Below are 25,850 nucleotides of genomic sequence, written 5' to 3'. Positions count from 1 at the left end.
TTCTGCGGAGCCGTGTCCGCTGAATACACAGCAAGTCATGCCGTCTTTCCGTGAACGACTGTCCTGCTGCGATAAGGGGAGTATTTCCGTAGGGCGGTTTTCCCGGGGCATCAATTTTCTGCGGAGCCGTGTCCGCTTAATACACAGAGAGTCATCCCGTCTTGCCGTGAACGGCTGTCCTGTTGCGATAAGGGGAGTATTTCTGTAGGGCGGTTTTCCCGGGGCATCACTTTGCTCTGGTGCCGTGTTCGCTTAATACACAGAGAGTCATGCCGTCTTTCTGTGAACGACTGTCCTGTTGCGATAAGGGGAGTATTTCTGTAGGGCGGTTTTCAGGGGCATCACTTTGCTCCGGAGCCGTGTTCGCTTAATGCTCCGGTAATCCCCACCGGGGAGCCAAAAAATACTGCGCTGCCCCGGTAAGGAGGGTATTTCTGCCAGACGGCTTGCCCGCTTCACGGTTTACCTCAGTAAAGTCCAGCGGGGCCAGCGTTCTGCGGAAGGCGGGGCCGGTCTGACCCGCCGCCACGCAGCCCCCCGGCCTTTAGTCGGGGGTTCCGGGTGAATGGCTCTTAGCTTCTCCGGGACGATGCTCTCCGCCGATGATTTCACCGAAGGGGCCGGTATTGAACTGACGTGGCTTTGACGCGGCTTGCTCTGTCTTCAACAGTGGCATCACCAGTTCAGCAAACCGGTGCGCCTCTTCGAGATGCGGATACCCCGAGAAAATGAATTTTGTGATACCGAGCGCCTGATACTCGCGGATACGTCCGGCGACCTGTTGAGGATCCCCCACCAGCGCAGTTCCTGCCCCGCCCCGGGCCAGTCCGACACCGGCCCACAGATGCGGGGCGATATACAGGTTATCCCGCGAGCCGTTGTTCAGCGCACTCATTCTGGCCTGTCCGGTAGAATCCATACGGGCAAAAACTTTCCTGGCCGCAGCAATGGTGTCATCGTCCAGCCGGGAGATCAGGTCATCGGCCGCCGCCCGGGCCTCCTCTTCAGTTTCGCGGACAATGACATGCAGGCGTATCCCGAACTCCAGCTGACGGCCGCGCGCCGCCGCCCTGGCCCGGACGTCCTGTATTTTCTCTGCCACCTGCGCCGGTGGTTCTCCCCAGGTCAGATAGGTATCCACCGACTCTGCCGCGACTTCCAGTGCCGGGTCTGACGAGCCACCGAAATAGAGTGCCGGTCCGCCAGGCTGCTCCGGGGGATACAGTAACTCTGCCCCTTCAACCCGGAGATGTTCTCCGCTGAAATCCACCTTTTCCCCGCGTAACAGCCGTGAATAGACCGCCAGAAATTCGCGGGTCACCTGATAACGCTGGTGATGATTCAGGTAAATACCATCGCCTTTATTTTCCACCGGGTCACCGCCGGTGACGACATTTATGATCAACCGACCGCCAGACAGACGGTCGAGCGTCGCCGTCATCCTTGCGGCCAGTGACGGCGGTTGCAGGCCGGGGCGAACCGCCACCAGAAAGCGCAGCTGCCGGGTCAGGGGCGCAAGCGCCGCCGCGACCAGCCAGGCATCCTCACAGCTCTTTCCGGTCGGGATCAGCACACCATGATACCCGAGATTGTCGGCGGCCAGGGCGATCTGTTGCAGATAGGCCAGGTCGACGGGCCGGCCTCCCCGGGAGGTTCCCAGATAACGCCCGTCACCGTGGGTGGGTAAAAACCAGAAAATTTTCAGACTGTCATTGGCCGTTTCACTCATTATCCTGTTCCTATATAACTATATGATAAATATATATAAAGAATTATTCGATTAGGGTATAAGTGAATAGCAGGATCTGTGCCAGCCGGAAGAAAACAGAAAAGTCATATAAATTAAGGCATTACAGTTTACTGTTCCCCGACACTCTGTTGTCACTGCAACAGAAGTTTGCCGCTCTCTGTTGCGATTGCAACAACTGACGGCCCCGGCCTCTCGCATAAGTCACGGCTCAGCGTTAATGTATTTTCCGTTTCCTCCGTACAGGATTAGAGCGATGAATGCTGACATCACAGAACTGAAAGACCCGGCGTCGCTGGCACTGAAGCATCTTCTCGACCGGCTGGCACCTTCTGCCGCCACCGTGCTGATCACCGGTGAGACCGGGACCGGTAAGGAAAGCGTTTCGCGTTATCTTCATCAGCACAGTCCGCGCCGGAACGGCCCTTTCGTGGCCGTGAACTGCGGGGCGCTCAGTGAAAATCTGGCGGAATCACAGCTGTTCGGTCATGAGAAAGGGGCATTTACCGGAGCCGCCCGCAGGCACATCGGCTGGTTTGAAGCGGCAGAGGGAGGAACTCTGCTACTGGACGAAATCGGTGAGCTGAGCCTGCCGATGCAGGTCAGGTTACTGCGTGTTCTGCAGGAACGGGAAATCACCCGCCTCGGGTCACATCGCCCCGTGAAGGTGGATGTCCGGGTGATCGCCGCCACCCATGTCGATCTGCTTCAGGCGATAGAGCAGCGGCGTTTCCGTGAGGACCTTTACTACCGGCTGAACGTCGCCACCGTCTCCCTCTTGCCACTGCGTGAACGCCCTCAGGATATCCCGGTGCTGGCCCGCCATTTTATCGAAAAATATCGTCCTGCGACGGAAGAGGTCACTCTGAGCGACCCGGCGCTGCGTAGACTGTTACAGCATCCCTGGCCCGGTAATATCCGCGAGCTTGAAAATACCCTCCAGCGCCTGTTGCTGCTGGCTCCGGGGCCGGTTATTACGGCGGATCATCTTCCGCTGGCGGTCAGCCCGCCCGCCGGACAATGTGAAGATCACACGGCGTTGGGGCAACAGGTAGCCGCGTATTTACAGCGCGGTGAGCCGGATATCTATCAACGGGTCACCGATACACTGGTCCGTCAGGCCCTGCTGCAGTGTGAAAATAATCAGTCCCGGGCGGCGGCCCTGCTGGGGATAAGCCGCCATACGCTGCGTACCCACCTGGCCAGGCTCGGCGTCATCAAAGCGCGGCGTGTCCCTGCCGTCAGCCTTCCCCCGCCCGCAGGAGAGCAGGTGATCCGTATCGGCTATCAGCGCTTCGGTAATCTTGCGGTACTGAAAGCACGGCGGGCCGCGGAACAGGATGCGGCCTTCCGGCAGGGGATCCGATTATGCTGGCAGGAATTTCCCGCCGGGCCGCAGATGTTACTCGCCCTCAGTCAGGGAAAAATAGATCTGGGCAGTACCGGCGAAGTTCCGCCACTGTTTGCTCAGGCCGGCGATGATCAGGCGGTTTACCTTGGTTTTCAGCCGGCATCACCGCAAAGTGCTGCCCTGCTGGTCCCGTCCGCCAGCCCGGTGGTCAGTATTACCGGGCTGCGGGGGAAAAGGATCGCCCTGAACAAAGGCTCTAACGTGCACTACCTGCTGCTTCGTCTGCTGGAGGATGCCGGACTGTCGCCGGAGGATGTGGAAATGATCGACCAGCCTCCCGTTAACCTGCTCTCTGCCGGTGATCTGCAGGTCGCCGATGCCTGGATGATGTGGGACCCGATGCTGAGTGCGGCCGAAGCCAGTCGGCAATACCGGGTGATCGCTGACGGCACCGGGCGGGTAAATAACCATCATTTCTACCTCGCCTCGAGGGCCTTTATTGCCCGCTCAGGCGGCTTACTGCCCGATATCCTGCGGATACTGCGTGAGAACGGGGCCTGGACCGACCAGCATCCGCAACAGGCCGCGGCACTGTTAGCCAGGGAATACGGAATGGCTCTGCCGGATCTGTGGCAGGCCCTCTCCCGTTGCCGGCATACGATCACCGGAATGACGCCTCCGGTGATCCACCAGCAGCAGATGATCGCTGACCGGTTTTATGCCCTGGGGATGCTCAGCCGGCCTGTACGTATCCGCAGTGCCGTCTGGTCTGCCGGAAATCGTATTAGTTAATGATTTTATTCTATTAAATTACGCGGCTGACTTTTGCTATGGTGCCCTGACTGTCACTTATGCATGCTCAGGAAAAACTATGATGAAAAAACGTTTGTCAGGCCTGCTGTCACTGATATTGCTGCCACTGGTAATACAGACCGCCCGGGCAGAAACAGCACCGCAAACCGTCAATATCGGCTACCAGAAAGGTAATATCTTCGCCCTGCTCAAATTTCGCGGATCGCTGGATAAAGATTTCAAACAACAGGGCATCAACGTCAACTGGATTGGTTTTACCGCCGGGCCTCAGATGCTGGAGGGGCTGAACGTCGGCAGTATCGATTTAGCCGCCACCGGCGATGCCCCCCCGGTGGTCGCCCAGGCGGCCGGGACACCGCTGGTTTATCTGGCACACTCCCCGGCTAATCCGCTGTCAGAAGCCATTGTGGTGCCGCAAAATTCTGCCATTAAAACGGTCGCCGATTTGAAAGGGAAACGCGTCGCCCTGAATAAGGGATCGGACGTGAACTATCTGCTGATTGCCGCACTGAACAAAGCCGGCCTGAGTTACCGGGACATTACCCCGGTCTACCTTGCCCCGGGAGACGCGAGGGCGGCTTTCCAGACCGGCTCGGTGGATGCCTGGGCCATCTGGGACCCTTATCTGGCGGAAGTGGAAACTGATGCCCATGCGCGGCAGATCACCAATGCTAACGGGTTAGTCCCGCACTACACCTTCTTCCTGGCAAGCCGTAAGTTTGCGGATACCTATCCACAGACCGCCCGGAAACTGATCGCGGAGATTAAAGACACCAGCAGCTGGGCCAATACCCATCAGGAAGAAAGCGCGACTATCCTGTCAAAATCGACAGGACTCGGGAAAAATATCTGGGAGAAAACGCTGGCGAGGGAAACCTTTGGAGCGGACAGAATGACCGCAGGGGTATTTGCTGAACAGCAGGTTGTGGCAGATTCACTGAAGAGTGCCAACGTCTTACCGGTGGCGGTTCAGGTCAGCCAGGCCACCTGGTCGGCCGATAAAAAATAGGCCCCTGCCAGGCGCGACGGGCAGAAAGCCTGACTTATCAGCCCTGCCGGAGACACCGGCAGGGCTGAGTGTTACTGGCCGCTCAGTACCCGGGCCGGATCTATCCGGCTGGCACGACGGGCCGGATACCAGCTGGCCAGCAGGGTCAGTGCAATGGCGGTCACCAGTACCGACCAGACATCCACCCAGTGCAGTTCCGAGGGCAGGAAATCGATAAAGTAAATATCTCCGGACAGGAAGTGATGACCGGTCATTTTTTCCAGTCCTCGGATGATTGCGGTCAGATTCAGCGCCCCCAGTACCCCGACGATCACCCCGGCAATACTGCCGGCCAGCCCGGCCAGCAGGCCATACCAGATAAACACGGACCGGATCAGCCGGTTACCGGCCCCCAGGGTACGCAGCACCGCGATATCACTGCTCTTATCCTTCACCGCCATCACCAGCGTCGAGACGATGTTAAAACAGGCCACCCCGATCACGAGGATCATGGCCAGATACATAATGGCGCGGATCATCTGAATATCGTGGTACATATAGCCATAGTTACTGATCCAGTTACGGATATAGACATAACTGTGGGTAACCTCGCCGGCAGAACGTACCAGACTGACCGCCTTAAACGGATCACTCATCTTCAGCGCAATACCGGTCACACTGTCGCCCATCTCCAGATAACGCTGGGCATCGGCCAGTGGTACCAGCGCCAGACTGTGGTCCAGCATACCGCTCAGTTGCAGAATACCTTCCACCTGCAGACGAATTCTCTTCGGCTGCATCAGCCGGTTCTGGCCGTCATTGTTCGGGATCATGATGGTTATCCAGTCACCGGTTTTCACCGATAAGGACTTAGCGATCCCGCCCCCCAGAATGATCTGCTGCTGACCGGCACGGAAGTCGGCCCAGCGGTTATTCTGCACAAACATCGGTAACGAACTGAGCCGTGTTTCTGCCTGCGGGTCAACGCCCTTGACCGTCAGGGCCTGAAGCTTACTGGCGCTTTCCACAAGCCCGGTAAAATTAATATAGCCTGCCGCCGCGGCAATCCCCGGCACCTGCTCAATCGGGGCAATCAGTTGCTGCCAGTTTGTAAATGGCTGATGTACCGGTTCAATTTCACCGTGGGGCACCACGCTGAGAATACGTTCATTCAGCTGACGCTCAAACCCGTTCATCGCACTGAGCCCGATAATCAGTACCGCCACGCCCAGTGCAATGCCGACCGTGGAAATAACTGAAATCAGCGAGACCATGCCACCGCGCCGGCGACCGCGGCTGAAACGAAAGGCCAGTAGCAGAGATAACGGAAGACGCATTACAACGCTCCTGTCAGGGTGACATCCGCAGTTAATTTCCCGTCACGCATTTCCATCTGACGGCTGAGCCGTTTTGCCAGTGACAGGTCATGGGTCACCACCAGGAAGGCTGTCCCCTGCGTCTGGTTAAGCTCACCCAGTAACTGAAAGATGGCATCCGCATTCCGCGCATCCAGGTTCCCGGTCGGTTCATCCGCCATCACCAGGCTCGGCCGGTTAACCAGCGCACGGGCGATAGCCACACGCTGCCGTTCGCCGCCGGAAAGTTCCGACGGACGGTGGGCTGCACGCGCCGCCAGCCCGACCGCAGCCAGCATTTCTGTCGCGCGTTGTAAGGCTTCTGTGCCTGATTTTTTGCCGATCAGCAACGGCATCGCCACGTTTTCCACCGCCGAAAAATCAGGCAGCAGATGATGGAACTGGTAGATAAAACCCAGTTCCCGGTTACGTAATTCCGCCTTCGCCGCCGCTGACATGCGGTTCAGCGACTGGCCTTTAAACAGCACTTCGCCGGAGGTCGGCGAATCCAGCCCGCCCAGCAGATGCAGTAAGGTACTTTTACCGGAGCCGGAGCTGCCGACAATCGCTGTCATTTCACCGGGTTGCAGGGTGAAGGAAACTTCTTTCAGTACGTCGGTCTGTACGCTGCCTTCCTGATAGCGTTTGCACAGCCGATCACATTGCAGTAACAGTGAATTATTCATAGCGTAGAGCCTCAGCGGGTTGTACGGCGGCGGCGCGCCATGCAGGATAAAGTGTTGCCAGCAACGCAACGATCATCGCCGTCACGGCGATAGTGACGACCTGCACCGGATTAATATCAACCGGTAATTCTGCCCCATCCAGGAACAGACCAATGACCGGTAACAGATGGTTCAGCTGACTGGCCAGCAGGACCCCGCCCAGAGTGCCGAGCAGTGCACCGGCAATCCCGGCACTGGCACCCTGTACCATAAATACGGCGGTGATCTGACGGCGTGTCAGCCCCTGAGTCTGCAGGATGGCCACTTCTCCCTGCTTTTCCATAATCAGCAGGCCGAGGGAGGTAATGATATTAAAAGCCGCCACCGCCACAATTAAGCTCAGCAGCAGACCCATCATATTTTTTTCCATACGCACGGCCTGGAACAGATCGCCCTTACGCTCGCGCCAGTCCTTCCACTCTAAGCCGTGCGCCAGCGTCTGCTGACTCAGCTGATCCACATCCAGCGGATGGTCCAGCCACAGACGCCAGCCGGTAATATTACCGGCCGGATAATGCATGACCCGTGAGGCATCCTGCTGGTTGACCAGAATCTGATAGCTGTCGACTTCACTGTCGGCGGCATAGGTGCCCGCCACGGTAAAGATACGTTCGCTGGGGATACGACCGACAGGGGTGAACTGACTGACGGAAGGCACCATCAGGCGCAGACGGTCGCCGGGCTGAACCCCCAGCTGACTGGCCAGTTGTGCGCCAAGAATAATGCGGTAGGTCCCGGGCTGCAGATCATTCGCCGAGCCGGCCACCAGGTAAGGTATCAGCGGATCTTTTTCCTGAGGATTAATCCCCAGCATCACCCCGACCGCGACACTGTGGGCACTCTGCAGGACCACATCCGCCGTTGTCAGCGGTGCAATACGCGAGATCCCCTGCAGATGCAGGCTGTCCGCCGGCACCTTCTGCGGATTGATACTGCCGCTGTCACTGGTGACCAGTGCCTGAGGCATCAGTCCCAGAATATTGCCTTCAAGCTGGCGTTCGAATCCATTCATCACCGAGAGAACGGTGACTAATGCCAGAACCCCCAACGTAATACCGATGGCTGATAACCATGAAACAAACCGACCAAAACGGTCGGATGCACGTCCGCGCATATAACGCAGACCTATAAACAGAGCTACGGGTTGGTACATGAAATCCGTCCCGGACGGTTGCCTGAAATTCAGTATCAGGATGATAAAGGAGCCTGACCGTTAAGGAAACCCTGCCTCTCTGTTTGGCAGGTAAAGTTATCTGATAATGGCCCTTTCCGGGAAAAATAATCGCTCACTGCCTGTTTTTTCACCATTAACGATTAAAATGACAGCGTGTTCAATGCGCTCTGCTCCCGCGCGGGCAGGAAAATGTTGTCAGGAAGATGATCCCCGCGACGTTCTGTGGAATCATAGCGGTCTGGAAAATCCGGAGAGAATGATTAGCCCATATGTCAGATAAGACAAGTTATTCGCTGCCCGTCAATGCCGGCGACCACCGTCAGCTGGGGCTATTAACAGGCGCGGCACTGGCCGCAGAGTGTGCCGATATTGCAGAACGCCATAACGGGCCACTGTTACTGATCACCAATGATATGCAGTCTGCCCTGCATCTGCAGGGGGAAATCCGTCAGTTTACAACCCTGCCCGTGAGCCACTTGCCTGACTGGGAAACCCTCCCGTACGACAGTTTCTCTCCTCATCAGGATATTATTTCGGAACGTTTAGCGACGTTGTATCAGCTGCCCGCCATGGAAAATGGGGTACTGATCCTGCCGGTCAATACTCTGATGCAGCGTGTCTGCCCGCATACTTTCCTGCAGGGGTATGCCCTGATGATGTCCCGCGGGCAGAAGATCTCCCGGGATTTGTTGCGTGAGCAGCTCGACCAGGCCGGTTACCGGCATGTGGACCAGGTGATGGAACATGGTGAATTTGCCATCCGTGGTGCCCTGCTCGACCTGTTCCCGATGGGCAGTGAACAGCCCTACCGGATCGATTTTTTTGACAATGAAATCGACAGCCTGCGTCTGTTTGATACCGACAGTCAGCGCACACTGGAGGAAGTGGAAGCCATTAATCTGCTGCCTGCCCATGAGTTTCCGACGGATAAAGCCTCGATCGAACTTTTCCGTACCCAATGGCGTGAGCACTTTGATGTGTTACGCGATGCCGGCCATATTTACCAGCAGGTCAGTAAAGGCACCCTGCCGGTGGGGATTGAATACTGGCAGCCGCTGTTCTTCTCTTCTCCGCTACTGCCGTTATTCGACTATCTGCCTGCCGGTACCCTGCTGTTAAGCTGTGGCGATATCCTGGCCGGCAGTGAACGATTCTGGCAGGACACAACTCAGCGTTATGAAAACCGTCGGGTGGATCCGTTACGCCCGCTGCTGGAGCCACAGACGCTCTGGCTGCCGCCGGAGACGCTGATGACCGCCCTGAAGCAATGGCCACTGATCCGGCTGTCCAGCGGGGAGGTAAAAGATAAAGCCGCCAATACGAACCTGAACTACCGCCCGCTGCCGGACATCAGCCTGCAGGCGCAGGCCCGTGAGCCGCTCGGCGCGTTACGCAACTTTATCGAATCCTTTGACGGCGCCATTATTTTCTCGGTGGAGAGCCAGGGACGTCGCGAACGGCTCCAGGAGCAGTTGAGTAAAATAAAAATCCGTCCGACCGGGATTCAGTTGCTGAACGAAGCCCGCACGCCCGGCTATTACATGATGACAGGCCCGGCAGAACGCGGGTTTATCGATGATCTGCGGCAGCGTGCACTGATCTGTGAAACCGACTTACTGGGTGAACGGGTTATTCACCGTCGTCAGGACAACCGCAAAACCATTAACCCGGATGTGCTGATCCGTAACCTGGCCGAACTGCATCCGGGGCAACCGGTGGTTCACCTGGAACACGGTGTGGGGCGTTACGCGGGAATGACCACCCTGGAAGCTGGCGGGGTAAAAGGTGAGTATCTGATGCTGACCTATGCAGGCAATGCCAGCCTGTATGTGCCGGTATCCTCTTTACACCTGATCAGCCGTTATGCCGGCGGAGCCGATGAAAATGCCCCGCTGCACAAACTGGGCAGTGACAGCTGGAGCCGTGCCCGACAGAAAGCGGCGGAAAAAGTACGTGATGTGGCCGCTGAACTGCTGGATATTTATGCCCAGCGGGCCGCCAAAACCGGCTATGCGTTCAGACATCAGCGCGAAATGTATCAGAAATTCTGTGAGGGCTTCCCCTACGAAACCACCCCGGATCAGGGGCAAGCCATTAACGCTGTACTGAGCGATATGTGCCAGCCACTGGCGATGGACAGGCTGGTCTGCGGGGATGTCGGTTTCGGCAAAACCGAAGTCGCCATGCGTGCCGCCTTCCTGGCCGTCGAAAATAATAAACAGGTCGCGGTGCTGGTACCGACCACCCTGCTGGCCCAGCAGCACTTCGATAATTTCCGTGACCGTTTTGCGGACTGGCCGGTACGTATCGAAATGCTTTCCCGTTTCCGTACCACCAAAGAGCAGAATGCAGTGCTGCAGGAGGCCAGCGAAGGTAAAGTCGACATTCTGATCGGTACCCACAAACTGCTGATGAGTGATCTGAAATGGCATGATCTGGGATTACTGATTGTCGATGAAGAGCACCGGTTCGGGGTCCGGCATAAAGAGCGTATCAAGGCGATGCGGGCCGATGTGGATATTCTTACCCTGACGGCGACCCCGATCCCGCGGACACTGAACATGGCGATGAGTGGTATGCGTGATCTGTCGATCATTGCGACGCCGCCGGCCCGCCGTCTTGCGGTAAAAACCTTCGTCCGGGAATACGATGACCTGGTGGTGCGTGAAGCTATCCTGCGTGAAGTGCTGCGCGGAGGTCAGGTGTATTACCTGTATAACGATGTCGAAAACATCGGTAAAGCCGCAGAGCGACTGGCTGCCCTGGTACCGGAAGCCCGTGTCAGCGTCGGTCACGGCCAGATGCGTGAACGTGAGCTGGAGCGGGTGATGAATGATTTCCATCACCAGCGCTTCAATGTGCTGGTCTGCACCACCATTATCGAAACCGGTATCGATATCCCGAGCGCCAATACCATCATAATCGAACGTGCCGACCACTTCGGTCTGGCACAGCTGCACCAGCTACGCGGACGCGTCGGTCGTTCTCATCACCAGGCCTATGCCTGGTTGCTGACGCCGCATCCGAAAGCCATGACCACCGATGCGAAGAAGCGTCTGGAGGCGATCGCCTCGCTGGAAGACCTGGGGGCCGGTTTTGCGCTGGCGACCCATGACCTGGAAATCCGCGGGGCCGGTGAACTGCTGGGTGAGGACCAGAGCGGACAGATGGAGACGCTTGGCTTTACCCTGTATATGGAGCTGCTGGAAAATGCCGTCGACGCACTGAAGGAAGGACGTGAACCGTCGCTGGAAGACCTCACCAGTCAGCAGACAGAAGTGGAGTTAAGGCTGCCTGCCCTGCTGCCGGAAGAGTATATTCCGGATGTGAATACCCGGTTGTCGTTCTACAAACGTATCGCCAGTGCGGACAGTGAAGACGAAATACAGGAACTGAAAGTCGAACTGATTGACCGTTTCGGACTGCTGCCGGACCCTGCCCGCTATCTGCTGGATATTGCACGTCTGCGTCAGCAAGCGAAAGCACTGGGGATCCGGAAAATTGAAGCCGGAGAGAAAGGGGGGTACATCGAATTTGCTGAGAAAAACCATGTCGACCCTGGCTGGCTGATTGGTCTGTTACAGAAAGACCCGCAGCAGTGGAAGCTGGAAGGCCCGGTAAAACTGCGCTTTACCCGCGACCTGCAGGAGCGGAAGCTGCGTATCGAGTGGATCGCTGAACTGTTATTGCAGATGCAGCAGCACCGCCTGTAAACATAAAGCCCCCGCGGGGGCTTTATAACAACAGACGCTTAACTGCGGGTGCTATCGATGATCAGCTGTCCCCGGTTGTCCAGCGGGATACGGGTCCCCGGGTCTTTATCCATGCGGATTTTGCCCTGCTGGTCGCCTATCTTATAGGTCACATCATAGCCCAGTGTTTTTTCCTGCTTATCATAGACGGTCCTGCACTGCTGGCGTGTTGTGGTGTAGGTATCGCGGTTCTGTAAACCGGCCTGCGCCTGGTTGCCTGCGTAACCGCCAGCCACCGCCCCGGCGACCGTTGCCAGTGTCCGTCCGTGACCTCCGCCGAACTGATGCCCCAGCACCCCACCCGCCACGGCGCCAAGCACCGAGCCGGCCAGACGGTTTTCATCCTGCACCGCGCGGCGGTGAACAACATTGACCGCATGGCACTCCTGACGAGGATTTTTGATCACCTCACGGATAGGCGTTGCCGACATCACCTGGGCGAACTCCGGATTACGATGGAACATGTTCACACCGGCCACCGACGCGATACCTAATGCCGCGACTATTCCGATTCCTACACCTGCAACCATTGATTTATTCACAGGGATCCTCCTGACTGATCGAATGACCACGCATTAACATAGTGAAGTTTCAGTAGATTACTGACGGCGTGCGTGTCCCGCCTTGTTGCTGGCAGTCTCGCAGAATCACCCGGGGGGCACTATCAGACAAAAGGAACAAATGACTGTCGGCGTATCTCTCGCGACATTTTGGGACGCTTCTGATAAAAACCCCGGCCACAGACGGGCCGGGGGACGGGAGATAAAAATCAGTGCAGTTTCAGTTTCGGCCGGATGACCCGGTTGATGCTGCCGGACAGCATCATCAGCCCGGTTTTGAAGTAACCGTGCAAGGCTATCTGGTGCATACGGTAAAGAGAGATATACACCATGCGGGCAATCTTACCCTCAACCATCATCGAGCCACGCATCAGGTTACCCATCAGGCTGCCCACGGTGGTGAATCGGGACAGAGACACCAGGGAACCATAATCTTTATAGACGTAGTCCTGCTGAGACTTCCCTTTACGGCGGGCAATAATATTTGCCAGCACCCGCGAGGCCATCTGGTGCGCAGACTGCGCACGCGGAGGCACAAATCCGCCCCCCGGTAATGCACAGGAAGCACAGTCACCGATGGCATAGATATCTTCATCGCGGGTAGTCTGCAGCGTCGGCCTAACCACCAGCTGGTTGATGCGGTTGGTTTCCAGGCCGCCGATGTCTTTCATAAAATCGGGCGCTTTAATCCCGGCCGCCCAGACCATCAGGTCCGCGTGGATCTTCTCGCCGGATTTGGTTTCCAGTCCGTCAGCATCGGCCCGCGTCACCATGGTCTGCGTCAGGACATTCACTCCCAGCTTTTTAAGCTCCAGTTCTGCCGCGGCGGAGATACGTGGTGGTAATGCCGGCAGGATGCGTTCCCCGGCTTCCACCAGAGTCACATTGAGGGCTTCACCGCCCAGCTCTTTGTAACCATAGCTGTGCAGTTCTTTTACCGCGTTATAGAGTTCAGCGGAAAGCTCAACCCCGGTCGCCCCGCCACCGACGATAGCGATATTCACTTTTTTCTGTGGCTGTGTCCCGGCACTGTATTTCAGGAACAGGTTCAGCATCTGGTTGTGGAACCGCTGCGCCTGATGCGGGTTATCCAGGAAAATACAGTGATCTTTGACGCCAGGTGTGCCGAAATCGTTCGATGCACTGCCTAACGCCATCACCAGCGTGTCATACGGCAGATCACGCTCTTCCACCAGTACCTGACCGTCTTCATCACGGATTTCGGCCAGACGCAGTTTTTTTTCTTCGCGGTTGATTTCTGTCAGTGTACCCAGACGGAAGGTAAAGTGATGATGATGGGCCTGAGCCAGATAACTGAGGGCATCGATGCCTTCATCCATCGAACCTGCCGCAATTTCGTGTAACAGTGGTTTCCATAAGTGCGTCTGATTTCTGTCGACCAGCGTTATCTCAGCTTTCTTATGTCTTCCCAGTTTATTGCCCAGTTGAGTCGCCAGCTCCAGTCCACCGGCCCCTCCGCCAACAATGACGATTTTTTGCACAGATGTAGTCAACTAAACCCCCCAAAATATCTGCTGCTAGTTGAACCAGGGTGATAATACCCTTAGCTAACATAAAGTTAAATTTTAAAATAAACGTCTGAATTCAGCATAACACGAGCCGGTGAACGGTTCCTACCAAAATGATAAGCCCGGAAAATAACCGCAGGGTGAGAGTATACCGGCCGGCCGTCGGACCGGAAAAAACATCAGTAACGGACAAAAAAACATCGGGCTAAATATAAGGAAGGGTGATTTGTAACAGAGGGATCTCCGGCTTACTGAGACGGGTAAGCCGGAATAGCCTGGCGGCCGGGGTGATCAACGGCGGGCTTTTTCCTCCAGCCAGCGTTGCTGTAATGTCGCTAACTGCTGATGGTTCGCTTTCCAGCGCGATTGCTGTTGCAGGCTGGCGTAGCCGGGTGTGCCGCGGTGGATCAGGCGGGTCAGACGTTCGGCCGTAGTGTGTGGCAGGCGGTCGAGGACTTCAACGGCCCCGGCACGATGATTACAGACCAGGATAACATCACAGCCGGCGGTCAGTGATTGCTGCGCCCTTTCAGGGTAAGAGCCCATCACTGCTGCCCCTTCCATCGACAGATCATCAGAGAAGATAACACCGGCAAAGCCCAGCTCCTGACGCAGAACGGTTTTCAGCCAGTACGATGAGCCGGAAGCCGGTTGCGGATCCACGGCCGGATAGATGACATGGGCGGGCATGACAGCATCCAGCCCCTGACAGCGGATAAGCTGGCTGAAGATCGCCATATCGTGTTCACGTAAGGTTTTTTCATCCCGTAAATCGATCGGCGTTTCTTTGTGTGAATCGGCCTGTACGGCCCCATGCCCCGGGAAGTGCTTGCCGGTGGTTTTCATGCCGGCGTCGTGCATACCGGCAATAAACTGTTCGGCCACTGACAGGGCTATCTGCGGGTTGTCATGAAACGAACGGTCACCGATCGCCGCACTGATATGGCCGATATCCAGGACCGGCGCAAAGCTGATATCGATATCCATCGCCGTCATTTCCGAAGCCATCTGCCAGCCCGCTTCTTTTGCCAGCCGACCGGCCTGGTGCTCATTTTCACTCAGCGCCGAAAACGACTGCATGGCCGGCAGTTGTGTGAAACCTTCGCGGAAACGCTGGACGCGCCCGCCTTCCTGGTCCACGGCGACCACCAGCCGGGTATGGGACGCGGCACGGATCTGGCGAACCAGTTCAGCCAGCTGGTCCGGAGAGTGGTAGTTACGGCTGAACAGGATCACGCCGCCGGTCAGCGGATGCTGCAGCAACTCGCACTCTTCGCGGTCGAGTTCGTAGCCTTCCACATCCAGCATCAGTGGTCCGGGCAATGAAGTTGTCATAATACTTTTCCTAATCCGTGCGCAATAGTCTTGATTTAAAATGAGAGCGTCTGCCAGCTCTGACGGGCGAGCTGCCTGAGTTGCGGGTGTTCTGTCTGCTCTGCCCGTAACTGATACCAGCAGGCGGCCAGCAGGCTGAGCCACGGCCGCCAGTGACCGACCTGCCGGGCTAACCGTTGAGAAGAGATCCCTGACTGGCGGGCATAACAGGCTATCCAGTGTGATGCATGTTGCGGATCATTCATGGAAATGATGGCCAGATCAACCGCAATATCACCGTCGGCGGTATATTCCCAGTCGATAAAACGATACCCGTCACTCCCCTGCACCACATTCCCGGCGTGGAGGTCCATATGCACCGGCGCGAGGCGCAGCGGCGCAGGTTCTCCCCGTTGTCGCAGGCGTCGCCAGTGACGGAGCCAGTGAATATGGTGCTCACGGCACAGCAGCCAGTACTGTTCCAGAAGCGAAGTTACAGAGAGCCGGTAACCGGTGAGTGGCTGGTGATGTAAGCGGATAAGCTGTGCCGTGATCCCGTAAGAGTGTTCAGAGAAGGTCTGCGGCGATAGCTCTTCCCCGGTTTGCCAGGGTTGTACTAACCAGTGCCGGTCAGCCGCCAGCGGCGGCAGTACCAGATGTCCGGCGGCCAGTTTTTTCAGCACCCGGTATTCACGCCGGCGATCGACAAACGGCAAAGGCTGGCGCGGCTGCTGCCGGGCCACCAGCGTCGCGTCGGGAAGCGTGATTTTAACCGACTGACCGCTCAGCCCGGGAAGGGATAAAAAACACCCGGCAGAGAGACCGGCCGGGTGATGTTGACGAAGCAGCGCTGCCAGCGAGGGATCAATTGACGGCGTTGCCACTGCCGCTCCAGACAATCTCACCGGTCTGTACCAGCATGAGCTGCATCTGCAGTTTAGGCGATTTGGCATCCCCGCGTGCCGTGCTGTAAAGCACATATTGCGCATTAAGGTTACGCGCCAGGCCAATCGCTTTACTGCGCGAGTTGAGGCTGTCCTGCGGCGAGAGCCCCAGTGCCTGTTTAGCCTGGTTCAGCTGCGCTGTGGTGACCAGCGTAAACTTGCTGTTATTGCTCAGCGCCTGGTTAATGGCCAGATCAGCATTGTCGCTCTGAATCGAGCCATTGGTGCTGTTCTTCAGGCGATCCACCAGCAATACGCTGCCGGGGGTGATGCCCGGGGTATTCATCATACTGCTGACCAGCGGCTGAACGCTGTTCTGCCAGTTGATGCTCTGCAACTTCGGTGGCTGAGGCACTTCCTGCGGTTGTGGCTGTGTGATCTGCGGAGGTGTCGGCGGTGCCTGGATAGGCTGTTGCGTCTGTTGCGGCACCGGAGTCGCAGGCTGTGCCGGCTCTACCGGTGCAGGTTTCTGCGTCTGATTGATGACACACCCGGACAGAACAAAGGCAAATAATAACGGACTGCTGAATTTTATGCTGCGAATCACTTGAACATCCTCAGAGATAAAGAGACACACGGACCTGGCTGGCACTCAGGTTACCTGACCATGAAACAGCCTGACGATTCTGATGCGCGGGCACCACAATAGTTTCTGCCGGTTGTTCCGGTAAAATTTCCAGGCCTTTGTCATCGTACCAGAAGTAACGATAGTGCAGAGTGACCGGAACGTCACGATCATTATAGAGTATGACACTGGCTTTTTGCTGCCCGCTTTCACTGCTCAGGGTCGGCCCGTCAGTGGTGATACCGGCTGACAAGACATCGGCTTCCATTACCAGCGGCTGTGAAATACTGATCTGTGGCTGATGACCGCTGCAGGCGGTTAATAACAGCAACAGTGGCAGTGCAGATAAAACCGCTCGCATAGGGTCTCTCCGAATCATTACCGGGATAGCATCGGTCCCAGTACACGACCACCGACCAGGTGCATATGGATATGATAAACTTCCTGGCCACCATGGCGGTTACAATTGATAATCAAACGGTAGCCGTCTTCATCAATCCCTTCCTGTTTTGCAATTCCGGCGGCAACCGTCATCATCCGTCCCAGTGCCGGCTCATGCTCTGTCGTGAGGTCATTCACGGTCGGGATTAGCTGATTAGGGATAATGAGAATATGGGTCGGTGCCTGAGGTGAAATATCGCGAAATGCCGTCACCAGTTCATCCTGATACACCACATCTGCCGGTATTTCACGGCGAATAATCTTACTGAAAATAGTTTCTTCGGCCATCCATCGGTTTCCTGATTATCCGGTGTTCGCTGCTGGCGAAACACCCACAGTAAACAACATACTGTATAAGACTAAGTGTGAGTAGTTACCTGACTTTACATTATTTATTTGCAGGAAAGCCATAAAAATCCGGGCGACGCCCGTCCGGAAAGTACGGGCTGACGTGGCGATTCCGCGTCAGCAGGGGCATGAACCGTGCCACTGCTGGCCTCCGGAGAGATCTCAATAACCTCTTTAGCGTAGTCCGCTATCCAGGTTCAGGCTAACTTTTGCTCCCCGGACGCGTCACGGAACCCGCTGAACTCCCCGGGGGACGGTGCCCAGCCTCCCCGCATGTCGGCAGGCTGATCCGGGCGCAGAGGCCCCGACGCTCCCGGGTGCTGTCCCCGGTGTGACTGCCGTTATCCGTCGTGGCGGTTGCCGACCGGAGTATGGAACAGTCGGGAGAAGTTTTCGGTGGTCTGGCGGGCCAGCGTTTCTGTATCCACACCTTTCAGTTCCGCCACAAAGTCGGCCACATCACGGGTGAAGGCAGGCTGATTCTGCTTGCCACGATGCGGAACCGGGGCCAGATAAGGAGAGTCGGTTTCCACCAGAATTCTGTCCAGAGGGACATAGCGTGCGGCTTCACGTATCTGTTCGGCATTACGGAACGTGATAATTCCCGAGAAGGAGATATAGAACCCCATATCCAGTAATCTGGCGGCGGTCTCTTTATCTTCCGTAAAGCAGTGCAGCACCCCGCCGCACTCTTCCACTTTCTCTTCTTTCAGCAGTGCCAGAGTATCTTCCCGGGCATCGCGGGTATGCACAATTACCGGCTTATTCAGCTGACGTCCGATACGGATGTGGTGACGGAAAGCAATCTGCTGCTGACGCTGCTGCTCCGCCTCTTTCTCATAGAAGTAATCCAGCCCGGTCTCACCGAGGGCTATCACCTGCGGGTCAGCGGCCAGTGAGGCCAGACGTTGCGGATCGCACAGGGGATCCATATTCAGCGGGTGTACCCCGCAGGAAAATGCCACGTCGGGCCGGTCGCCGACGAAGGATTTCAGACGGCTGAATCCGTCCAGAGTGGTGGCCACCGCCAGCATAAAACGAACATCGCGCTCTGCGGCTTTACGGATAACGTCATCCAGAGAACTGTGATCTTTTTCATAATCCAGGCAATCAAGATGGCAATGTGAATCGACTAAAAACATATATTACTCTCTGAACATTCAACCAGGGCGCGACGGGAGGAACAATTGTTCCCAGTCCAGCAGCGCTTCTGTGATTAATAACTCGTGGTTAACCGCCGGGGTTTCCAGAATACGGTGACGACACTGCTTCCAGAGTGCCAGGCTCTGATGCAGGGCCGGCAAAGAAATCACGCTGGCCAGCCGGGCAATCAGGGCCTGCTGGTCAGTATTTGTCATCCATTGCAGACTGTTCTGCTGATATTTTATGCAGTCCAGTAGCAAGCTCATCAGCCAGTGCAGGCGCAGGGCAACATCGTCCTGGCTCAGCTGGGGTAACAGAGACAAGCTGTCGTCCGGGATAGCCCCGGACAGCGTCTGACAGAATTGCAGACGCCGGGGCTGCAACTCACCGTTCAGAAATTCCAGCGCGGCGGCAGGTGCCCCGGCTGCCAGTCTCAATGCCGTGGTGATGGCCGCGGGATCTGCCTGCACCTGTGAACTCAGCCAGTGCAGGCTCTGTTGTTCTGCAGGGATCGGCAGATGCAGTGTCATACAGCGGCTTCGCAGCGTGGCCGGTAGCGCAGACGGCTGATGCGTTCCCAGGAAAAACCAGCAATCTGCCGGTGGTTCCTCCAGCGTCTTTAACAGGGCATTCGCCGCAGCCCCGGTCAGCCGGGCCGCATCCGGAATATGGATCACCTTCGCCCCACCCTGCTGAGCAAAATGGTAAAGTTTGTCGGTCACCTGACGGATAGCATCCACCCCCAGCGATGACTTCCCTTTTTCCACCGTCAGCGAGTACCAGTCAGGATGGTTACGGGCCAGCATTAACTGACATCCATGACAGTGACCGCAGCTTTTGATGCCATCAGGCGCTGTACACATCAGCCAGCGTGAGATCCCCCAGACCAGCGCGTCATCACCCATACCAGGCAATGACTGTATCAGCAATGCATGATGCCCCCGCCCGGCCTGACAACGGGTGATCACCTGCTTATACGGGGCATTCAGCCACGGATACCATTGCATCAGTTTTGTTCCGACAGCCAGCGGGTCAGGGTCTGGCGTAATGCCTCACTGACCTGTTGCGGCGTACCGTTGGCATCGACCGTCAGGATCGACGGGTCCAGGGCGGCAAGTTGCTGATAACGCGCACGGGTGCGATGGAAGAAATCCAGCGATTCCTGTTCAATGCGATCCAGCGCACCACGGCTACGCGCCCGCTGCAGACCCGTTTCCGGGGCGACATCCAGATACAGCGTCAGATCCGGAGCAAAATCGCCGAGTACGGTCTGACGCAGGCTAGCCATCAGCGCCGGGTCAAACCCCCGGCCGCCTCCCTGGTAGGCCTGCGAAGAGAGATCATGCCGGTCACCGATCACCCAGGCGCCGCGTGCCAGCGCAGGTTTAATGATGGTATCGACCAGTTGTACCCGTGCAGCATACAGCATCAGCAATTCTGCCTTATCTGTAATATCTTCACCGGTAACCCCTTCTTTAATCAGTGTCCTTAAGGCTTCCGCCAGCGGGGTTCCGCCGGGTTCCCGGGTAAAAACAATATCTGTCACACCATGCTGGCGAAGAACCTCCACCAGAAGATCACGGGCCGTGGTTTTGCCCGCACCCTCCAGACCTTCAATGACAATAAATTTATTTTTCATTGGCTGTATTCTTATCCTGTCCTTTGGCTGCCGGCCCGGTCTCAGTGACCGGCGGTTGCGCCCCGGGCGGGGTCTGTGCATCCTGAGTCTGACCGGCCGCACTTCCGGAAGGAGTCCCGGTAGCTTTCGCTTCTGCAGCCCGTTTGTCTTCAAGCGTACGCCAGACCTGAACCGCCCGGTTATGACTGGCCAGATTGGTCGTAAACGTATGACCGCCGCGACCGTTCGCGACAAAGTACAGGTAGCTGGTCATCAGCGGATGCGCTGCTGCCTGCAATGAGGCGATACTCGGAATAGCGATAGGGCCCGGAGGTAACCCGGCAATCACATAGGTGTTATAGGCCGTCGGGGTTTCCAGATCTTTACGGCTCAGTACCCCGCTATAGCGATCTCCCAGCCCGTAGATCACGGTCGGGTCGGTCTGTAATTTCATTCCCTGCCGCAACCGGTTAACAAAGACCGAGGCGATGATGCCCCGCTCCTCACTGACGGCGGTCTCTTTTTCGATCAGAGAGGCCATCGTCAGTAACTGGTTCTGATCTTTATACGGCAGACCGGGAGCACGGGTGTCCCAGACGTTACTGACTTCTTTCACCATCCGCTGATGCGCCTTTTCCAGCAGCGACAGGTCACTCATATGTGCGGTATAGAGATAGGTATCCGGATAAAACCAGCCTTCGGTATCCTCAGGGGACAGTTTAAGAGCCGCGGCGACGGTACTGAGCTGATCATCCTTCAGTTCATGACGCAGGTAAGGCGCATCACGCAAGGTTTTCAGCCATTCCGTCAGATGCTGGCCTTCGATAAACCGTACCGGAAACTGGGCTTCTTTGCCACTGGCCAGCAACTGCAGCAGCTGGCGGACGGTCATGCCGGGTGTCAGCCGGTAAGTACCGGCCTTAAAGCGCGCCAGATCCGGCTCCGCTTTCAGTAACCAGCCGAACCAGAAGCTGTCCGGGATAATTTTTTGCGCTTCGAGCTGTTGCTCAAGTGCCACGCGTCCACTCCCGGCCGGGAGGGTATAAATCGTCTGTTGTGAAATCAGCAGAGGCGATTCGGCCAGTTGCCGTGTTTTCCAGACACCGCCGGCGATCAGTGCACCGGCCACCACCACGAATCCTAAGGTAAATTTTATTTTTTTCTGCATGCTTAACCTGGTGAATAACAGAGCTCAGACAATCTGTGTGTCAGCGTTCCCGGAGAATAGGTCAGGGTATCGACCCGGGTCACCGGAACCACCGGCATCAACGAGTTACAGATAAAGACTTCATCAGCCTGCTGCAGGGCCGGTAAACCGGCCCGGACTTCCTGACAATCATATCCCTGCTCCGCCAGCAGGCGAATAAGATAACGTCGCATTGTACCGTTCACACCGGCTTCGTCTACCCGTGGGGTAAACAATTGCTCACCGCTGCGCCAGAATATATTTGCGCTACAGCATTCAATAATCCGGTCACGGCAGTCCAGTACCAGCGCTTCCTCTGCGGCAGACTGATCGATAAACTGGCGGATCATTACCTGTTCCAGCCGGTTCAGATGTTTGATCCCGGCCAGTACAGGATTGATCCCCAGACGCATCGGGCAGGTCAGCAGGCTAATCCCCTGCTTCCGCCACTGATCATATTGTGCCGGATAGGCCGCCACCGACACAAGGCGTCGCGGCTGGCTGCACCCGGTGCTGCTGTATCCCCGCCCGCCGGAACCGCGGGTGATGACCACTTTCAGTACCCCGCGCTGTAGCGTGGCGGCCCGCGCCTTCATCTCCTGCGCCAGTGTCTGCCAGTCGGTAAACGGGATCGTCAACCGTTCACAGCCCTCTTCCAGACGCTGCAGATGTGCCTGCAGACGGCAAATCTGACCTTCGAGGATCAACGCCGTGGTAAAACAGCCGTCACCGAACTGTAATCCCCGGTCGCTGACCGGCAGGGATTCTGTCTCATAACCATCGATCAATATCATCAGCTCTCCGGATAATGAATGAGGGACCTTGCGCTGGCCTCAGCTCAGGAGGCATCCTAAAAAAAAGGCCCGCATTGCGGGCCTCAGGCAGTCACTGAACCATCAGATCTTACGGAAAATCAGAGAACCATTGGTTCCGCCAAATCCGAAGGAGTTACACAGACTGTATTCCAGTCCGCTCACCTGACGGGCGGTGTGTGGTACAAAGTCCAGATCACAGCCTTCATCCGGATTATCCAGATTCAGTGTTGGCGGAATCGCCTGGTCGCGCAGCGCCAGAATCGAGAAAATCGACTCAACAGCGCCCGCCGCACCCAGCAGGTGACCCGTCATTGATTTGGTCGAGCTGACCATCACTTTATCCGCTGCCGCACCAAACACAGATTTAACCGCCTGTGCTTCTGCTTTATCCCCGGCCGGCGTAGACGTACCGTGCGCGTTGATATAGCCGATTTGATCCACAGATAATCCGGAGTCACGTAAGGCGTTAACCATCGCCTGCGCAGCCCCTGCACCATCTTCCGGCGGTGAGGTCATATGGTAAGCATCGCTGCTCATACCAAAGCCCACCAGCTCAGCATAGATTTTTGCGCCACGTTTCTTCGCGTGTTCGTACTCTTCGAGGACCACGATACCGGCACCGTCTCCCAGTACGAAACCGTCACGATCTTTATCCCACGGACGGCTCGCCGCCAGAGGGTCATCGTTACGGGTTGACAACGCACGTGCTGCACCGAAGCCACCAACACCCAGCGGGGTACTGGCTTTTTCAGCGCCACCGGCCAGCATGACATCCGCATCATCATAAGCGATCATTCGGGCCGCGTGACCAATATTGTGCACACCTGAGGTACAGGCCGTCGCAATACTGATGCTCGGTCCTTTCAGACCATACATGATGGTCAGGTGTCCGGCGACCATGTTAACGATGGTGGACGGTACGAAGAAAGGACTGATTTTACGCGGACCGCCACGGCTCATTGCAAGATAGTTATCTTCAATTAACCCCAGGCCGCCAATGCCGGAACCGATCGCTGCACCAATGCGTGGTGCGTTTTCTTCGGTGACAACCAGACCGGAGTCCGCCATCGCCTGCGCACCCGCTGCAATTCCATACTGAATGAATATATCCATTTTGCGCTGTTCTTTACGCGAAATGATATCTTCACAATTAAAATCTTTCACCAGACCTGCAAAACGGGTTGCATAGGCACTGGCATCAAAGTGGTCAATCATGCTGATGCCGCTCTGACCGGCAAGGAGAGCACTCCAGGTAGACTCTACGGTATTGCCGACAGGAGACAACATGCCAAGACCGGTCACAACTACACGACGCTTAGACAAGTTCGTCCTCCAGGGAGGGGGAAAAAAACACTAAGTGGGACGGACAAAAAACTCAGGCGGTCGAATGACCGCCTGAAGATATTCATTAGCCCTGATGGCTATTGATGTAGTCGATCGCTGCCTGAACGGTAGTGATTTTCTCAGCTTCTTCGTCTGGAATCTCAGTATCAAACTCTTCTTCCAGAGCCATCACCAGCTCAACGGTGTCAAGAGAATCGGCACCCAGGTCTTCTACGAAAGAAGCAGAGTTGGTCACTTCATCTTCTTTAACACCCAGCTGCTCAGCAATGATTTTCTTAACGCGTTGTTCGATATCGCTCATACTATTTAATTTCCTATCAAAACTCGCTTTCGCGACGGTTTTCGTAGTGTATAAAATGTTGAAAAAGATGCAACTAAAACCAATCTGGTCAAACCACGATTTGCTATATTTTGCGTTTTTTTGCACAAAAAAAGCAACTAATTTTCGCAGTTATCAGACCATATACATTCCGCCATTGACGTGGAGGGTTTCACCAGTGATGTAACCCGCCTCATCAGAGGACAAAAATGCAACGGCATTCGCGATGTCTGCAGGACTGCCCAGACAGCCTGCAGGAACTTCTGCAAGAATACCGGCCCGTTGCTCTTCATTTAGTGCTCGCGTCATGTCCGTCTCAATAAAGCCCGGAGCCACAACGTTTACAGTAATACCACGTGACGCAACTTCGCGCGCCAGTGATTTGCTAAAGCCAATCAAACCCGCTTTTGCTGCCGCGTAGTTTGCCTGGCCCGCATTACCCATTGTTCCAACAACTGAACCAATGGTAATGATTCGTCCGCTGCGTTTCTTCATCATAGCACGCAACACGGCTTTAGACAGCCTGAACACTGAAGTCAGGTTGGTCTCCAGGATATCCTGCCATTCGTCATCTTTCATACGCATCAGCAGATTATCACGGGTTACCCCGGCATTATTCACCAAAATATCAATTTCGCCAAATTCTGCGCGGATGTTTTTTAGTACAGACTCGACAGAATCAACATCGGTAACGTTCAGGGTCATACCCTTACCGTTCGCTCCCAGGTAAGCACTGATAGCTTCAGCGCCTTTATCACTGGTAGCCGTACCGATAACTGTGGCACCTTGTGCGATCAGTTTTTCTGCGATTGCTTTACCAATCCCACGGCTTGCGCCGGTGACCAGCGCAATTTTACCATCGAAGTTCATGATTATCCTCTTATTCTTTTACCAGCGCCGCCGTCAGGGACGCCGGGTCATTCACAGCAACGGCTGTCAATGAGTCCGTAATACGTTTGGTCAGGCCGGTCAGAACTTTGCCCGGACCCGCTTCAACTAACTGGCTCACGCCACGTGAAGCGATGAATTCAACGCTTTCGGTCCAGCGGACCGGGCTGTAAAGCTGACGCACTAAGGCATCACGGATAGCTTCCGGTGACTCTTCGCACTTCACATCCACGTTGTTGACCACCGGGACTGACGGGGTGTTAAACGTCAGATCCTGCAGAGCCAGCGCCAGTTTATCGGCTGCAGGCTTCATCAGTGCGCAATGGGACGGCACACTAACCGGTAACGGCAGTGCACGCTTCGCGCCGGCGGCTTTACAGGCCGCGCCTGCACGTTCAACCGCATCTTTATCACCGGCAATCACCACCTGGCCCGGAGAGTTGAAGTTGACCGGTGAAACCACCTGCCCCTGCGCACTCTCTTCACAGGCCTGACGGATGGCCGCATCGTCCAGACCAATAATGGCCTGCATGGCGCCGGTCCCTGCCGGGACGGCATCCTGCATCAGTTTGCCGCGTAATTCTACCAGACGGATAGCATCCGCGAAATCCAGAACACCGGCACACACCAGTGCAGAATATTCGCCCAGGCTATGGCCGGCCATCAGCGCGGGGACGTCGCCCCCCTGCTCACGCCAGACACGGTAAATGGCCACGGAGGCCGCCAGCAATGCCGGCTGTGTCTGCCAGGTTTTATTCAGTTCTTCAGCCGGTCCCTGCTGAACCAATTGCCATAAGTCATAACCCAGAGCCGCAGAAGCCTCGGCGAACGTCGCTTCCACTGACGGATACTGTTCTGCCAGCTCAGCCAGCATGCCAACAGCCTGTGACCCCTGACCCGGGAATACAATTGCAAATTGTGTCATTTCGAG

Annotated in this window: 23 protein-coding genes; 3 read left to right on the top strand and 20 right to left on the bottom strand. The window is 56.2% G+C overall.

The features are described 5' to 3' along the window. Positions 1-544 precede the first annotated feature (544 nt). Positions 545-1,729, bottom strand: a complete 1,185-nt coding sequence (ssuD, locus tag ABD035_RS03525; protein ID WP_343867737.1) for an FMNH2-dependent alkanesulfonate monooxygenase — start codon at positions 1,727-1,729, stop codon at positions 545-547. 274 nt (positions 1,730-2,003) lie between these two features. Between ssuD and ABD035_RS03520 the strand changes: the two genes are divergently transcribed. Beyond that, the gene (locus tag ABD035_RS03520; RefSeq protein ID WP_343867735.1) at positions 2,004-3,890 is read left to right on the top strand and encodes a sigma 54-interacting transcriptional regulator; all 1,887 of its coding nucleotides are present in this window, start codon (positions 2,004-2,006) and stop codon (positions 3,888-3,890) included. 82 nt (positions 3,891-3,972) lie between these two features. Next, positions 3,973-4,920 carry an aliphatic sulfonate ABC transporter substrate-binding protein gene (locus tag ABD035_RS03515; protein WP_343868199.1) on the top strand — a complete coding sequence of 316 codons (948 nt, stop codon included), beginning with the start codon at positions 3,973-3,975 and terminating at the stop codon, positions 4,918-4,920. Positions 4,921-4,991: 71 nt separating this feature from the next. Here the strand turns inward: ABD035_RS03515 and lolE are convergent, their stop codons facing one another. The 3 genes from lolE to lolC are packed head-to-tail and all read right to left on the bottom strand — an operon-like array spanning position 4,992 to position 8,132. Beyond that, the gene (gene lolE, locus ABD035_RS03510; protein WP_212712291.1) at positions 4,992-6,236 is read right to left on the bottom strand and encodes a lipoprotein-releasing ABC transporter permease subunit LolE; all 1,245 of its coding nucleotides are present in this window, start codon (positions 6,234-6,236) and stop codon (positions 4,992-4,994) included. Beyond that, positions 6,236-6,940 (bottom strand): lipoprotein-releasing ABC transporter ATP-binding protein LolD, encoded by a 705-nt coding sequence (lolD, locus tag ABD035_RS03505; protein WP_212712290.1) that lies wholly within the window; start codon positions 6,938-6,940, stop codon positions 6,236-6,238. The genes lolE and lolD overlap by 1 nt, the downstream gene beginning before the upstream one ends. After that, entirely contained in the window at positions 6,933-8,132 is a 1,200-nt protein-coding gene (gene lolC, locus ABD035_RS03500; RefSeq protein ID WP_212712289.1) for a lipoprotein-releasing ABC transporter permease subunit LolC, read from the bottom strand. The genes lolD and lolC overlap by 8 nt, the downstream gene beginning before the upstream one ends. Positions 8,133-8,422: 290 nt before the next feature. Here lolC and mfd point away from each other — a divergent pair, with 290 nt between their 5' ends. Next, positions 8,423-11,866, top strand: coding sequence for a transcription-repair coupling factor (gene mfd, locus ABD035_RS03495; protein ID WP_343867732.1), 3,444 nt, complete (start codon positions 8,423-8,425; stop codon positions 11,864-11,866). Positions 11,867-11,904: 38 nt separating this feature from the next. On the opposite strand, the gene ABD035_RS03490 is transcribed toward mfd, so the two are convergent. From ABD035_RS03490 to fabD, 16 genes are all read right to left on the bottom strand, one after another. After that, complete coding sequence (locus ABD035_RS03490; RefSeq protein ID WP_212712287.1) at positions 11,905-12,447, bottom strand: glycine zipper 2TM domain-containing protein; 543 nt, start codon at positions 12,445-12,447, stop codon at positions 11,905-11,907. Positions 12,448-12,674: 227 nt separating this feature from the next. Continuing rightward, positions 12,675-13,967: an NAD(P)/FAD-dependent oxidoreductase gene (locus ABD035_RS03485; protein ID WP_343868197.1), complete on the bottom strand. Its 1,293-nt coding sequence runs from the start codon at positions 13,965-13,967 to the stop codon at positions 12,675-12,677. A 318-nt stretch (positions 13,968-14,285) separates the two neighbouring features. Continuing rightward, positions 14,286-15,329 carry a beta-N-acetylhexosaminidase gene (gene nagZ, locus ABD035_RS03480; protein WP_343867729.1) on the bottom strand — a complete coding sequence of 348 codons (1,044 nt, stop codon included), beginning with the start codon at positions 15,327-15,329 and terminating at the stop codon, positions 14,286-14,288. Positions 15,330-15,364: 35 nt separating this feature from the next. Further along, entirely contained in the window at positions 15,365-16,192 is an 828-nt protein-coding gene (locus ABD035_RS03475; RefSeq protein WP_343867727.1) for a phosphotransferase, read from the bottom strand. After that, positions 16,173-16,799, bottom strand: a complete 627-nt coding sequence (gene lpoB / locus ABD035_RS03470; RefSeq protein WP_212712283.1) for a penicillin-binding protein activator LpoB — start codon at positions 16,797-16,799, stop codon at positions 16,173-16,175. Before lpoB ends, ABD035_RS03475 begins: the two co-directional genes overlap by 20 nt. A gap of 10 nt (positions 16,800-16,809) precedes the next feature. Then, on the bottom strand, positions 16,810-17,178 hold the full coding sequence (locus ABD035_RS03465) for a YcfL family putative periplasmic lipoprotein (protein ID WP_212712282.1): 369 nt from the start codon (positions 17,176-17,178) through the stop codon (positions 16,810-16,812). A gap of 17 nt (positions 17,179-17,195) precedes the next feature. After that, on the bottom strand, positions 17,196-17,546 hold the full coding sequence (gene hinT, locus ABD035_RS03460) for a purine nucleoside phosphoramidase (RefSeq protein WP_212712281.1): 351 nt from the start codon (positions 17,544-17,546) through the stop codon (positions 17,196-17,198). 401 nt (positions 17,547-17,947) lie between these two features. Further along, complete coding sequence (locus tag ABD035_RS03455; RefSeq protein ID WP_212712280.1) at positions 17,948-18,748, bottom strand: metal-dependent hydrolase; 801 nt, start codon at positions 18,746-18,748, stop codon at positions 17,948-17,950. Positions 18,749-18,766: 18 nt separating this feature from the next. Next, a complete protein-coding gene (locus ABD035_RS03450) occupies positions 18,767-19,756 on the bottom strand; it encodes a DNA polymerase III subunit delta' C-terminal domain-containing protein (RefSeq protein ID WP_343867723.1) in 990 nt (329 codons plus the stop codon). Further along, complete coding sequence (tmk, locus tag ABD035_RS03445) at positions 19,756-20,388, bottom strand: dTMP kinase (protein ID WP_212712278.1); 633 nt, start codon at positions 20,386-20,388, stop codon at positions 19,756-19,758. The genes ABD035_RS03450 and tmk overlap by 1 nt, the downstream gene beginning before the upstream one ends. Continuing rightward, complete coding sequence (gene mltG, locus ABD035_RS03440; RefSeq protein WP_343867720.1) at positions 20,378-21,535, bottom strand: endolytic transglycosylase MltG; 1,158 nt, start codon at positions 21,533-21,535, stop codon at positions 20,378-20,380. The genes tmk and mltG overlap by 11 nt, the downstream gene beginning before the upstream one ends. A 2-nt stretch (positions 21,536-21,537) precedes the next feature. Next, positions 21,538-22,347 (bottom strand): aminodeoxychorismate lyase, encoded by an 810-nt coding sequence (pabC, locus tag ABD035_RS03435; protein WP_212712276.1) that lies wholly within the window; start codon positions 22,345-22,347, stop codon positions 21,538-21,540. A 102-nt stretch (positions 22,348-22,449) separates the two neighbouring features. Next, positions 22,450-23,691 carry a beta-ketoacyl-ACP synthase II gene (gene fabF / locus ABD035_RS03430; protein ID WP_212712275.1) on the bottom strand — a complete coding sequence of 414 codons (1,242 nt, stop codon included), beginning with the start codon at positions 23,689-23,691 and terminating at the stop codon, positions 22,450-22,452. 85 nt (positions 23,692-23,776) lie between these two features. Then, the gene (acpP, locus tag ABD035_RS03425) at positions 23,777-24,013 is read right to left on the bottom strand and encodes an acyl carrier protein (RefSeq protein ID WP_025901771.1); all 237 of its coding nucleotides are present in this window, start codon (positions 24,011-24,013) and stop codon (positions 23,777-23,779) included. A gap of 153 nt (positions 24,014-24,166) precedes the next feature. After that, a complete protein-coding gene (gene fabG / locus ABD035_RS03420; RefSeq protein WP_212712274.1) occupies positions 24,167-24,901 on the bottom strand; it encodes a 3-oxoacyl-ACP reductase FabG in 735 nt (244 codons plus the stop codon). 10 nt (positions 24,902-24,911) lie between these two features. After that, on the bottom strand, positions 24,912-25,844 hold the full coding sequence (gene fabD, locus ABD035_RS03415) for an ACP S-malonyltransferase (protein ID WP_212712273.1): 933 nt from the start codon (positions 25,842-25,844) through the stop codon (positions 24,912-24,914). Positions 25,845-25,850 lie beyond the last annotated feature (6 nt).

This window comes from Tatumella terrea (genome assembly GCF_039523755.1).
In the GTDB taxonomy this organism is placed as follows: domain Bacteria; phylum Pseudomonadota; class Gammaproteobacteria; order Enterobacterales; family Enterobacteriaceae; genus Tatumella; species Tatumella terrea.
Note: the sequence above shows the minus strand (reverse complement) of the source record. Positions and strands in the feature narration are given on the sequence as shown.